This is a genomic window from Achromobacter pulmonis, assembly GCF_902859765.1.
In the GTDB taxonomy this organism is placed as follows: domain Bacteria; phylum Pseudomonadota; class Gammaproteobacteria; order Burkholderiales; family Burkholderiaceae_B; genus Achromobacter; species Achromobacter pulmonis.
Genome location: NZ_CADIJV010000038.1, coordinates 29,972 through 44,227 on the forward strand (window position 1 = coordinate 29,972; position 14,256 = coordinate 44,227).

The following is a 14,256-nucleotide window of genomic DNA, read 5'->3' on the forward strand; positions in this document are numbered from 1 at the left end:
GGCGTGACGCTGCCACCTAGATACGCATTCCCATCCGCGTCATAGCTCGGCGTACCCAGACTCCCCTGATCCGCCTCATATCCCGGCGTACCCCGCGCATGCCGCCCATCTTCCGCATAGCCAGGCAACCGCGTATCGCCACCCGGCGGCACAGCCGGTGTCTCCAGTGGCCCATTGGCCTCTTCCGGTCCGCTGTCCTTCTTGAATAGCCAGTTCCACGCTCGAGTCAGATGCCGCGCAATGTTTGCATTCGCGCTTGCCACGCCATTGGAGTCGCGCTGCCCCAAGCCCCCAAGCGCGCCGCCGGCCGAGCCTGCACCTATTGCCGACAACGGCAATCCAAGTAGGTTGTTCTCCAACTCCAGCCGCGCTGCGTCGTTCACCGCCGCCACAGCATTCGGGTCCAACGCCGCCGTCAGCCCGCCAAGCACGCTGGTCACCAGGTTGATGCGCGCCTCGCGCTCCACGGGGTCGAGCTTGCTTGATGGCTTGCCGGACACCTGCTCCATGAGCTGGCTGATGACGATTCCCGCAGAAGCGCCGGTGGCGGCGGCGCCGCATCCAGTGCTTTTTGCCGCAGCCCCCGCGCATCCCAGCAAGGCATGCAGCGCCATGTCCGGCAGAACCTTCGCCGCCAAGTAACGGCGCGATTTCCTTGATCTTGGTCGCGCTCAAGCTCTGCAAGTAATTCACGGTCGCCGCTTGCACGAACCCGCTTGCGCTACCCGTCACGTTCGCGCCAGTGGCCAAGCTCACAGCCATCAGCGCTTCACGGTATCTGCCTCCCGGCCCCCATCTCTGCGCTGCTTCGTATTGGCTACGCAATTGGTCTTTACGCGGCCCCGCTGGCGCCCCCTTCAACGCCTCCTCGAGCGCCTTCGCTTCCCTGGCCCGAGTCTCCAGGAACTGCCCGACCTGCTTCTGAGCCTCCGACGCAATCTCGAACCCCGCCTCGATCTTCTCCTTGTCGAAGATCGGCTGGAGCGCATTCAACGTATCCGACGACGTATCCCGGTTCAGCGCTGCAACCGTCTGGACCGCCGTCATCCCCGTCAGGTCCTGCTGCGCGGCCTCATCGCGGATCACAATCGCGCCCGCGCTGATGGCGCTCTGCGTCGTCGAGCCGCCGCTGCCGCGGGCCGCCACAACCACCGGCGTGCCCATGCCGAAGCCGTTGCCGTCCGTCGCGATGGACGAGCCATGCTGCTTGCCCGCGCCGCCGGCCACGTCGCCGTCCTTGCTGGTCCCCAACCCGGTGTCCGCGCCCTTGCCGCCGCCAAAGCCGAATCCCCCGCCTATCGACTGGCTGCCGCTGTACTTGGCACGGTTGCCGATGTCCTCGGTGACCAGCGTGCCGGTGCCAAGATGGTTCAGGCCGCCGGCGATCGCACGGTCGCTGCTGGCGATGACGCTGCCGATCAGCTTGGTGTTGTTCTGGACATCGATCTGGAAGCCGCCATCGCCCGCGCGCAAGCCTGTCTGTTCCGTGATCGACCAGAAGTTGCTGTTGAGTTTGCCCGTGCTGGCGTTGGCCGAGACGCTGCTCGACCCCGCGCAGTAGGGCGGGATGCACAGGCTCACGCCGAAGCCGGCGCTCTTGTTGCTGGAGGCGTACTGGCTGCTGTCCTGCAGGCTTTCGAGCAGCAGATCGCCGCCCACCGACGCGATGACCTGACGCGCCTGGCCCGTCGCTCCCTTGAGCGTGGTGCCGCCGCCCGACTGGATGGCCAGCACGTTGCCGGCCGTGACGCGGCTGTGGGTCCAGCTCTCGTCCTCGCCTTGCGCCTTGCCACGGCCGAGCGACGCGCCCAGTTCGAGCATGAAGCCATTCTGTTGCCCGCCGGTCGTGTAGCCGATGCCGATGCTGGCGTTGCTGCTCTTGCTGACCGTCTTCTGCTCGGTGGTGTTGCGCGCGGCCTGCAGCAGAATGCCGTCTTCGGCCTTGAGCAGTGCGCTGTTGCCCGCGGACAAGTTTGAGCCGGTCAGGTTGATGTCGGAATCCCGGCCCGCGCCCGTGGCAATGATCGTCAGATTATGCCCGGCGGCCGCCGTCGAACCGAAGGCCGTGGACGCATTGCGATCAGTCGTGCTGCGGCTCTTGCTGGCGCCCAGGCTGAGCTTGATGCTGACACCACCCGCTTTGTCGATTGAATTGCTTGATCTGGCGGACGAGTTCGTAGCGGTTGCGCGTGTCCTGCTCGATGCGTTCGCCCCTGCACTCGGCTTGGGCTATATGGGATCACATAGGCGGCCTACCCAGAATAGGACGAAAATCCTTAATTTAAGAAAAATCAGGCAGAATCCGCCCCGCCCGGGATCGTTGAAGAAATCAATTTCAAACCCTTTTTTCGCATTGCCCAATCATATTCCCTGACTTTCCTCACAATCTCCTTAACGGCATCAACGCTCATAAACACCTCAACCACCTCGGGATTTGGAATCCTTTCCCAGAAATTTTGGTCATCCGAGCCAGGCAGCAGTCTCTCCATTTTCGCACCGATTATTCGAACAGTATCGTTGCATGCCACACAAAAAACATTGCTCCTGAAATCTTCAATATTTACCGTTGACGCCTTATATAGAAATATATTATCAATGTCATCCAGATTTTCGACATCGTCATGATAGTCCGGATATGCCAACTCGAACATTAAATTGAAGGCTTCTTCTTTACTCATGTTGAAGATTTCGCAATTTTCCGGCGGCGAAACTAACGCACTGCCCTCCAAAAAATCACGAAGATCGACGCCTAGCGTTGAAGTAACCAGCTCTTCCGGAAACATTTTTCCATCCAGCATGAAATGGAATAACCCGTACCTAAAGGTTTCAGTGCTCCATTCCGGGATATATTCAATCAACACAGCAAATTCATAGGGATTACCAAAAATCATTTACTTCCCCTTTCCAGGAACATTGAACAACCTTCTTATTTCGATTGGAATGTAATCTTTTCCTAGACCATTCCTTTTATCTCCCGTACTGCCAGACCAGTGCCAAGTTCCATCATTTGAATCAAAGAATCGATGAATATTCCCTTCCGCATCCTTTGCAAATCGCTGCCCCTTCTTTCCCTGCACCGAATTGGCAAACAAGTCCAGAGAATTCCTTGGCTCTAATCCCGCGTTGGGCCTGCTTGCTGTTTGACCTGGCGTGTGCTTTGGCCCGGATTTATAAACCAATCCATTGGAAGCAGTTACGGTCTCAGGGGCAGGCAACGCACTGCCTTTCTCCTTCTGTCCAATTGGCGCTTTCGTATTGCCGGATATCTTATTGGACCGGATAGCTCCCGCTGCCGCAGCGGCGCCAAGCGCACCTTCTGTGGCAATGCTATGCCACGCTTCTTTCTTCGCCTCTTCCGAGCCCGATAAGATCGCCCGCTGCAAAACCTCATTACGGTCGCTCAGGATGAGCAGGCTCATGCCCTTGACGGCCTTCAGTTCCTCACGATCCGCCGCACTCAGGCTACCTTCTAGTCGGCCTTTCTCCAGCAGCTCGCTCGCTCGCGCGTCGTAGCTGGCGGCCAGGTCTGCCAACTTCTGCGCATTCTTCGTGCACTCAGTGCCTTCACAATTCACTAGTTCGGCACGCTGCTTTTTGCTGAGGTCGGCGTATCGAGCCCTCACCTCATCCCAGCAAGCAGCGTCCTTGCACTGCATCCACTCGCGGATTCGCGCCTCGTGCTGCAAGACCGTCAGATGGTTGTTCTCCGTCTCCAACAACGCCGAATGGGTGGCGACCGCCGCATCGGCGCCCACTGCCGTCGAGATCCCTGCCACCAACGACTGCACCAGATTGCTGCGTTGTTCCTTTTCTACCGGATCGTGCTTCTCGCCACCCTCATCTAGTAGCGCGTTGAGCACAGAACCCAACCCAGCTCCCAGCGCACCCGCACCACAATCGCCGCCTTTGCCCGCCGCGCCCGCGCAACCCACAATCGCGTGCATGGCCGCGCGAGCCGTCTCCGCCTTTGGACCTTCGCCCAATGCCGAGACAATCTTCTTCACCTCGGACGCGGCCAACCCTTGCAGATAATTGACCGCGACGGCCGTCACCGCGTCACCCGCCGCGCCGGTCACATTGCCACTCACAGCCCCCAAGATCGCAGTCAGCCAGCGACGACTTTCTCCACCCGGCCCCCACGTCTTCGCATCCTCAAAAGCTTGCTTTAATTGATCTCGGCGCGGGCCTTCGGGCTCATTCTTCAGCGCATCTTCAAGCGCCTTGGCTTCCCTGGCCCGAGTCTCCAGGAACTGCCCGACCTGCTTCTGCGCCTCCGACGCAATCTCGAATCCCGCCTCGATCTTTTCCTTGTCGAAGATCGGCTTAAGCGCGTTCAACGTATCGGACGAAGTGGCGCGATTCAGGGCCGCGACCGTTTCCGTCGCCGTCATCCCCGTCAGATCCTGCTGCGCGGCCTCATCGCGAATCACGACGTTGCCGCCGCTGATCGCGCTTTGCGTGGTCGAGCTGGCATTGCCGGACGCCCCTAGGACAGCAGGCAGGCCTGCCGACGCGCCGCTCTTGTCGCCCGGGTCCCGCGCCTTGTCGGCGCCGCCCGCCGCCTGGCCGTTGGTGTTCGCGCCTACGTCCGTTTTGCCTGCGTCGTCTTTCTTGGGTGCGCCCCCGCCGTCGCCGCCCCAGCTATAGCCCCCGCTGAGCGCAATCTGATCGGCCTTGTACCGCGCCGTGTTCTTGACGTCCTGAACCACCAGCGTGCCGGTAGCGAGCGCGTTTCGGCCTTCCAGCGCCGCACGCTCGCTGCTGGATATCACCGCGCCGACCAAGGTTGTGTTTCGCGCGACATCCAACTGGAACCCGCCGTCACCGGCCTTCAGTCCCGCCTGTTCGCTGGCGGACTTGAAGTTGCTGTCCATCCGGCCTTGCGCCACGTTGCCGGATACGGAACTCTTGCAGTAGCCATAAACGCAGATCTTGGCTTGGACACCGGCGCTCTGCTGCTTGGAGGCGTACGTGCTGACATCCTGCAAGGTCTCGATGCGCAAGCCACCGCCTACCGACGCCATGATCCGGTCGGCCTGTGCCGCCGCGCCGATCAAGGACGTGTCGCCGCCGGAGTGCAGCGCAAGCACATTGCCAGCGCTCACGTTGCTGTAGGCCCAACTCGCATCCCGGCCATCGGCATGGCCGCGAGCGCCGCTGACGCCGATGCTGACCATGACGCCAGCCCCGTTCTCGCTATCAGCCGACACGCCGATACCCACGCTTGCGCTGGAACTCTTGTTCTTTGTGCGCTGCTCGTATGTGTTTTGCGCGGCCCGCAGCAGGATGCTTCCCTCGGCCTCAAGCAAGGCATTGCCGCCCGCCGACAAGCGCGATCCCGCGACCGCAATGTCCGATGCGGCCCCAGCGCCCCGGGCCAGGAGCGTGATATCCCTGCCGGCAGCCACGGTCGAGCCGGCCGTCGATGCAGACGCGCGGTCCGTGGCGCTCTGGCTCTTGCTGGCGCCCAGGTCGATGCTCAGGCTTGCGCCGCCGGCGCTCTTGGGATCCGCCATCACCGAGTCGTAGGCATTGAGCGCGGCCATGCCCGTGGTCGCCAGCGCCAGGCCCTGCATGACCTTGTTGTCGGTCTTGCCGGCGGCCTGGTGCATTTTTCCCGCCGTCTGCATCGCATCGATCACGGGTGTCCTGGCGTTGATGCTGAAGCCGGACTGCTTGACCTCGTGGTATTCCTTGTCGCGCGTGGTGTCGATCGCCGCGGCGATATTGACGCCGCGCCCGATCAGCGCCACATCGCCCTGGCGCGCCACGATGTTGCTGCCCGTCAGGTTCAGCGCGCGGTTCGCGCGAATCAGCGTGTCGCCCTCAACGCTGCCCACCATGCTCGCGGTATGGAACACGTTCTTGCCATCGAGCGAGTCGGTTTGCTTGCGGCTGCCGTAGCTCAGCCCGCCCATGGCGCCCATGCCGGACTGCTTGTCCTGCTCGTAGTGGCGGATGTCCATGGTGTTGGCGCCGGCGGCGATCTTCACATCCCGCGCGCCCGACACCGCCAGGTCATGCTGCGCGCCCAGATTCGAGCCGCTGACCACTACGTCCCGGCCGGCCGTCAGCGTTGCCGTGTCGCCCGTGAAAGTCGTGGCCTGCGCCCGCTCGGTCGTGATGGCGTTGACCATGTGATTGGAACGGCTGGACAGGAAGCCGTGCTGCTTGCTGTAGGACTCGATGTAGGAGTGCTGCGTCCGCACGCCGGCCGTCGCGTTGATGTCGCGCCCGGCTTGCACCGCCAGATGCTTGCCCGCGGTGACATCGGCCGCGCGCGCGTTGATGTCCCGGCCCGCCGCCAGGGTCAGGCTGCCGCCGGCGGCAAGCGCCGCGCCGATCTCGCGGCCCGTGCTCAGTTCGTAGCGGTTGCGCGGGTCGCGCTCGAGGCGCTCGCCCTTGCGCTCGGTCAGGGTGGCCATGTTGACGTCGCGGCCGGCTTGCAGGCGCGCGTGGTCCCGGGCGGCGATTTGGGCCGTGGTCAGGCGCAGGTCGCGCCCCGCCCGCACATCCAGGCTGCCCGCGTCGATCCGCGCCATGCCCGTGAGATAGGTGCCCCAGGTATTGCTGGCGCGTTCGGACGCCGAAGTCGAGGTCAGCGCAATGTCGCGTCCGGCGCTCAGGCCAATCTTGTCGCCCTTGATCAGCGATGCCAGATTGGTCAGGTCTTCGCGCGCGATCAGGTCGATGGTGCCGCCCGCCTGGAGGGTGCCGCCGGCCTGGTTGACGATGTTGCCGGCGCGAATCACGGTGGCTTGACGCGCCGCGACGGCGCCACTGTTGACGAAATCGCCCTCGGCGGTGATGTCGACGTCGCGCCCGGCGATCAACGTGCCGTCCCCCTTCAGGTCGTCTTTCCGGACCAGGAGATACACCTGCGGCACCAGCACCGACTGGACGCTGCCATCGGCCAGGGTCACGGGCTGTTCCACCAGCCATACCAGATCGGTGAGGAGCAACTGCTGCTGGGCTTCGGTCAGCCTGGCGCCCAGCTTGATGCCGTGCGCCTGCGCGAAGCGGGCGCCGGCCGCGAGCAAGGCCTTGTACTGCGCATCCTGATTGCTGTAGTTCTCCAGGAAGCGCTGGCCGCTGGTGGCGAGAATCTGGTCGGATACCACCTTTTGCTCATGGAATCCGTCGCCCAGGCGCCGGGGCTGGCCCGCCGGCGTGAGGAACTTGGCGCCCGGCGGGATCAGGTCGTCCCAGCCGCCCAGGCGCGCCACCGGCAAGGCGTCCCCCGCGCCTGCCATATCGCCGTTCTGGCGCGCGGGTGGCGATACCAGGACGGGATCGCCGGCGCGGCGATCGCCACCGCCCGCGGTTTCGCCGGCCAAGACCCCAGGCAGCGTGCCGGGCTGCCGCAGCAGATCGAGCAGGTAGTCGCTGGAGACGTGGGCGTGGCCGGCAGTGAAGCGCGGGTCGGTCGCCACCAGGTAGGGCGCCTGCGGCTGCCTGTTGACCACGAAGAGCTGGTTGTCGGGAATACCGGCCGGATGGGAAACGGTGCGGACGGCCTTGCCGCCCGGCAGATCGACACTGACGACCTGCACCGGCTCCGGCGCGCCTATGGGGGTCGCGGCCGGCGCGGCGCCCGACAGCGTCAGGGCGGCGCCGCCCGTCGCGGTGGCGACCGGCACGTCAATCGCTTCGGCCGCCAAGGTGCTGGCGTAGGGGCTGCTGCTTTCCCAGCGCGTGGATTTGCGCGCGTGCCGCTGCTTCTCGAAGCTCAAGGTCATGACGCCTTCGCGCGTCACGGTACGCGTGCCGCTGGCGCCGATGTTGTCGATGGCGGGTCCGACCACGGACAGCGCGCCGCCGGCGGCGATGCGGCTCTTGTCGTTGGTGACCGTCCCGGTCAAGGTCATCGCGGCGCCAGACAGGATCTGCCCGGGATCGGACGACACCGTCCGGGTCTCGACGACCGTCTCATTGACGCGGTAGTACATGAACGCGTGTTGCCAGCGGCTGTTCACGTCGCGATTGAATTCCTTGATGCGCGCGTCCAGTTCGAGGTGCCGCGCCTTGTAGTCGGCGTAGGCTTGCTCATACGCGCCGCGGCGCGCGGCATAGGCTTCGCAAACCGATGAGTTGCCGTTACGGCATGCCGCCGGTTCGGTTTCGTCCCATTGCGGCAGCGGGCCGTCGGGCGGGGTGACCCCGAAGACCGACCAGATCCGTGCATCCGGGGCATACGCGAAGATGTCTTGCGAGATCTCGCAGTCATCGTCGGTTATGCCCGCGCAGCCCGGCTCCGCCGGGGTGTAGGAGGGCGCGATCGGCCAGGTGGTCGCCGTCGGATCCAGGCCCCAGTCTCCATACCAGTTCGGCACGCCATAGTCGAAGGGTGGCCCATAGCGCGCGGCCGGGTACTTCTCGCTGGGTGGCAATAGCAGCAGCCAGTTCTGCTTGCCCACGCCCTGCGCGGGATTCTGCGAGCAGATTCCCCGGTACTCATGGCACACCCAGAAGAACTCGCTGCCGTCCATCAACGGCCCGAACTCCTGCCGGTCCTGATTGACCTGCCGGAAATAGAACTTCGGCTCGGACGAGACCTGCTCCGTGCGGCTCGCATAGCTTGGGTTCAAGTTCTCGATCAGCGCCGCGGCGATGCTGGCCTGGCCTGCCGCCTCGATCGTCGCCGCGCTGTTGCGCACCCGCGCGGCCTGGCCCGTGGCGGCTCCCGCCGCGTCCAGCGCGCCGCCCACTCGCACGTCCGCCGCCGAGTAGATCAGGGCGCCCTGCTCGTTGACGAGCGAGCCGACGCCCAGATCCATGTCCGCTCGCGAGGCGATCACCGCCGCGCCCGTGGTTCCAACCGTGTTGATCAGTTTGCCGGCGCCGATCGATACCTGATCGCCGTAAATGCGGCCCCGGTTATTTACAAAGCCGGCCGCAATGCGGGTGGTCTTGCCATCGATCAGGCCGTCATTGACCAGCCCGTTGGCGACATCGATCGTGTTGCCACGGCCGGCAATCCATTCGCCCGTTTCATGGTTCACGAACGACTCGGCGCGGATGCCGAGGTCGCGTCCGGCACTGACGCGCGCCCGGTTATCAAGCGCGCCGCCCAGCTTCAGTGTCAGGTCACGGCCCGCGGTGATATCGCTATCCAGGTTCAGCGAGCCGGCGTAATCCAGCAACAGATCGCCGCCCGCGCGCAGCGCGCCCAGAGTCCGCGAGGCCTTGATGCCGAGCGCCAGGTTCCGGCCCGCCGCCAGCTCGCCTTGGCCGTTTTGCAGAACGTCGGTCGCTATGCTGGCATCGCCTTGCGAGACGATCCGGCCCGCGGTGTTGTCAATGTCACGGGCCTTGAGCGACAGGCCTTCGATGGCGTTGATCGCGCCGCCCTGATTGTTGATGCCTTCAGCCTCGACGGCGACCACCCGGCCCAGCAAGCCACGAGCCGGCGCGGCCGGCGCGGTGGCTGCGCGGTTGTCCAGGCTTGCGGCTGACAGCGCCAGCGTGCCGTCCGCCTGGATCAGGCCACTGCGGTTGTCGACCGCGCCCGGGGTGGCGATGGTCAGATCGCCGCCGGCGAGCGTGCCGTGGGTGTTGTCCAGACTTGCACTCAGTGTGACGCGGGCTTCGCCCTCGGCGGTGAGCCTGCCGTTCTGGTTGCGCAGGTGAATCGCCGACAGATCCAGCGCCCCGGCGTGCAGGGCGGCCCCCGCCGTGTCGATGTCGCCCGTGGATGCCAGCGTCATCTGGCCCGCCGCCGACAGCACACCTCCCTCCAACTGCAATCCGTTGGCGGACAACGTCATGGCCTTGCCCGCCAGGCTGGCGCCGGGATGCTGGATCGTGCCCGCGTTGGCCTGAAGGCTGCCTGGCAGGCGCAAGCGGCCATCGGCGTCGACACCGGCCACAAGGCGGCCGGCGTTGTGCAGCAGACCCGGAACGCGAACGCGCAGATCACCGGCGGCGAGCACCGAGCCGGTATTGCCCAATGCGGTATTGGCGCTCAGGTCTGCCTGTGCGCCCGCAACGGCGAGACCCTCATGCGTCAGGACGTCGCCGGCCGCCAGGGCCAGTCCGGCGCCTGCTTGCAGGCGGCCGCCCGCCGCTATCCGCAGGTCGCGTGCGGCGGTGGCCGCGAGCATGCCTTGTCGCGTGGCGATCACGCCATCGAGCAGGGCATCGGTGCCGGCGCGCAAGGACAGATCCTGGCCGGCGCTGCTGCTGCCCGACATCTGCAATGCGCCGCCCGCCGTCAACATGAGCGAGCCGCCCGCCTGTTGGCGCGATGCCGCGCCGAAGATGGCATCGCCGCGCGTGGCGGCCAGAGACAGATCGCCCTGCAAGGCCGCGACCGTGCCCGCGACCGACAGGCGCTCGCCCGCGCCCAGCGATTGCGTGCGGCCCGCCACCGCGCGGCCCGCGATCGTCATCGAGCGGTCGGCCACGCCAGCCATGGTGGCAGCCGCCTGGATCAGGCCCGGATCGCCCACCGTGATGTCGCGCCCGGTCAACGTCAAACCCGCGTCGCTGGCCGCCACGCCATCCACGCGTATGTCGCGCGCAGCGGCCAGCGTCAGATCCGCGACCGAAGCCAGCGTCCCCGCGACGGTCAGGTCGCGACCTGCGCGCATGTCCAACGTGGTGGCCGCCCGCAGGTGCGCGTCTTGCCCGACCCGCAGGTCGCCCAGGCCCTTGCCCGCCGTGACGTTCAACAGGCCGTTGGCGGCCGTGTTGCCGTTCAGCACCGCGTCCGACGTGGCGGACAGGTGAATGTCGCTGTCGCCCTGTATCGCGCCGTCGGCAAGCAACGCGCCGCCAGCTCGCGCGGTCAGCAGTCCGCCCGCCTTCATGGCGCTGGATGCGGCCAGTTTCAGATCGCCGCCGCTGGCCAGCGAGAGCGCGCTTCCGGGTGCCAGCAAGCTACCGTCCAGAAGCAGTTCGCCGTTCGTGCGCAGATTGGCCACGCCCCCAGCGACGACTTGGCCGGCCAGCATCGCCGAATCGCCGTTCGCGCTCAACGCGCCGTTGGCCTGCGTCTGCGCGCTGGAGGCGCTGACGAGCCTGCCACCCGCATTCAGGCGCACGTCGCCGGTGGCGAGACTCTGGCCCTGCAAGGTCAGGTTCCTGCTTGCCGCCAATGCCAGGTCGGCTAGCGATGACAACATTCCCGCGCTGGCCAACGCTCCGCCGGCCTGCGCCTTCAATGGGCCGCTCGCCAAGGCGCTGCCGTTCGCGCCCAACGTCAGGTCCTGTTCGGCATTCATGGTCAGCGCACCTTGCGCCGACGCGATCAAGCCCTGCACATTCAGCGTGCCGCCCGCATTGACCGCCGCGCCGCCATCGCCACGCAGCTCGCCGGCGACGGCGACTTCACCGTCCGCGCGCAGCGTGGCCAGACCTGCCGATTGCAGACGCCCCGCCTCGCCAATCCGCGCGTCGCCCTGAGCGGACAGATCCAGCTTGCCATCGGCAACGACTGCGCCGTCTGCGCTCAGGTCATGGCCGGCAGCCAGATTGACGTCCGCGAAGGACACCAGTTGGCCATCCTGGCTCAAGTCGCCACCAGCGCGTGCGTCCACGCCCAGGCCTTGCAGGTGGCTGCCCGCTTCCAACCGCGCATTCTGGCCGACCTCCAGGCGTAACCGCCCGCCGAAAGCGAATGCCTCGCCCGCCATCGTCAGGTCACGCGCCGCGTTCAAGACCATGCCACCGTCCGCCGCCGCCATGCCGGCCAGCGCCAGATCCTGGCTGCCGTGCAGCGCCAATTCGCCATCGCTGCGGGCGCTGGCGCCGCGCAGCAGGGCAAGGTCGCCGCCGGCCGCCATGCGCAACGAGGTTGCGGCATGCAGCTTGCCGCCAGCCCGCGCATCGCGCGCCGCCTGCACAGACAGTTCGTCCAACGAACTGAGTTCGCCATCGATCACCAGGTCCGCGCCCGCCGTCACCCCCATGCGATCCCTGGAAACCAGGCGGCCCGTCACGCCGATGGACAACGCGTCTCCCGCCGCGCTCAGCAGCCCGCCTTCGGCCGTGGTGACGAGGCCGTCGACGGACAGTCGGCGCGCGGCATCCAGCGCGATGCCGCGATTGGCGCGCAGGGCGCCTGCCCATGCCGCATCGCGCCCGGCCGCGATCGTTGCGCCGCCGTTCGCCTCCCAAAGCCCATTGGCGTCGGTGAACAGGTCGCGCCTGGCCTGCAGGCCGAGATTGCCCGAGGCCGCGCTCTTGCCCGAAAGCCGCAGATCGCGGCCGGACAGGAGCCCGATATCACCCCGTGCGCCCATTTCGCCTCGGGCGTCCACATCGCTGCCCGCGCGCGCGATGAGGTCCCAACCTTGCACGCGGCTCGCGGCGCCTAGCGTCAACGCCTGGCCCGCGGTCATGGACACGGAGCCGCCATCGGCCAACGCGCCGCCATCGACCTGCAGATCACGGCCGGATGACAAGATCAGGCCAGCATTGCTTTGCGCGAGGCCAGCCAGCGAGAGGTCGCCGGCCGCGTGCATGCGCGCCTGGCCCGACGCGTCTGCTTGCCCGTCGGCGCCAACCCGCAGATGACGCCCCGCATCCAGATCCAACGATCCACCGGCGCTGAGTTTTCCGTCCACGCGCACATCGCGCTTGGCCCGCGCCTGAGCATCGGCTGCGGACACCCATGCGCCGCCCAAGGCCAGGTCGCGGCCGGCACTGGCCTGCACCTGCTTGCCTTGCAGCCTGCCCGCCGCGCCCTGCACCAGATCGCCGCCACTGATCAGGCTCAGCGCCGCGTCGGTCAGGACCGCTCCGCCCAGGGCCATGTCCTGGCCCGCTCGTATCGTCACGTTGCCGGCCGACTGCAATTGCGTGCCGGCCGCCAAGGCCACGCGCCCGTCTGCCTCGGTGAGCAGCGTTCCCGACACCAGCACCTGTTGCGGCAGCACCAGGTCGCGGCCCGCTTGCAGCGTGACGCCATCTTGCGCGGACACCACGCCGTCCACCGTGGATACGCCGCCGGGCGGCTCGCCGGGCGCGGCTGGGCCGGATGGCTTGCCCGGCTGCGCACGTGCCTCCGCGTCCGCGCCAGCGCCGCTTTCGGTGGCTCCGCCGCGGGCGGGTGGCGGCATTGCCGCCTGAGCGGCCACCGTCAGATTGCGGCCCGATTGCGCGCGCGCGTCCTGACCGGACGTTAGCAGGCCTCCCGACAGCGAAAGATCCCGGCCTGCGGCCACGCGCAAGGCGCCCTGGGTGCGCAGGCTGCCTTGTGCGCCCACCGCCGCATCGCCGCCCGCCGCGATACTCAGCGACGAGCCCGCGCCGACCGCGCCCGGGATCGTCACGTTGCGCGTGGCGACGAGCGCAGCCGCGCCTGTCGCCTGCGCCGCGCCCTGCACGGCCAGATCGCCGCCGCTCTCCACCCGCAGATCGCCGGCCGCCTGCACGGTGGCGCGTGGCGCAATGCGCACATCGCCGGCGGCATTGACTTGCAGGTCGCCTGTCAGCGCGGCAAGATTGCCGCCGATGTTCACCCCCACGCCGGCCTCGGTGCCGATCAGGCGGATGCTGTTGGCGTACATGCCGCCCAGCGCGGCCGTATCCAGCGCCACGGCGGGTGCAGGGTCATCACCCGCCTGCGCGGATACGGCGCCCGTGCCGTAGTCGACCCGCGATGCGCCGGCCGTCACGCTCAGACGGTTCGCCCAGATGCCCGCGTTGATCTCCAGCGTGCGCGCGATCAGGTCCAACTGGCTCAGGTTCATGCCGTTCAGGCCTAGACCTTCGATGCCAAGCCTGCCCCCCGCCACATCAAAGCCGATGCCCCCATCTGGCCCGACGCGCGGCGTGCCGGTGGTCAGGGTGGCGCGGTCCGCGTTCAGAAACCCGCAGCCATTGCACGTAATGCCCGCCGGGTTGGCGACAATGACGTTCGCCCGATTACCAGCCACTTCCAGCGTGCCGAGCAGTTGCGACGGATTCGGCGCGGTCACCTGGTTGAGGATGGTGCCCGCATGCCGATTGCCCAACATCGGGTTGCCCGCCACTTGCCCGGCCAGTTGCGTCTGGCTGGCGCCGCCGCTGTTGTTGAGCACCACGCCGGACGGGCCGACGTTGAATTGCGTGTAGCGGTTGTTCGAGACGCCGCCGGCCGAAGGCGGCGCGATGTTGATGACGGGCACGCCATTGCTGACGCCCACGAAGGGCTTGGCACCCGGCACGCTTCGGTCCACCGCGATCGGCAGCGTCTGCGCCAGCACCGGCGACCAGACCTGCGTGAAGACCACGGACCACACGATCAGGGAACGGAGCTTGGACATCATG

The 14,256-nt window shown here is 66.6% G+C and carries 3 protein-coding genes; all 3 read right to left on the reverse strand.

What is annotated here, in order from left to right; translation table 11 throughout:
* Positions 1–75: 75 nt before the first annotated feature.
* On the reverse strand, positions 76–2,148 hold the full coding sequence (locus HV701_RS23430; RefSeq protein WP_175135403.1) for a hemagglutinin repeat-containing protein: 2,073 nt from the start codon (positions 2,146–2,148) through the stop codon (positions 76–78).
* Positions 2,149–2,291: 143 nt separating this feature from the next.
* On the reverse strand, positions 2,292–2,891 hold the full coding sequence (locus HV701_RS23435) for an immunity 42 family protein (protein ID WP_175135399.1): 600 nt from the start codon (positions 2,889–2,891) through the stop codon (positions 2,292–2,294).
* Positions 2,892–14,219 (reverse strand): two-partner secretion domain-containing protein, encoded by an 11,328-nt coding sequence (locus tag HV701_RS23440; protein WP_217467985.1) that lies wholly within the window; start codon positions 14,217–14,219, stop codon positions 2,892–2,894.
* Positions 14,220–14,256: the final 37 nt, after the last annotated feature.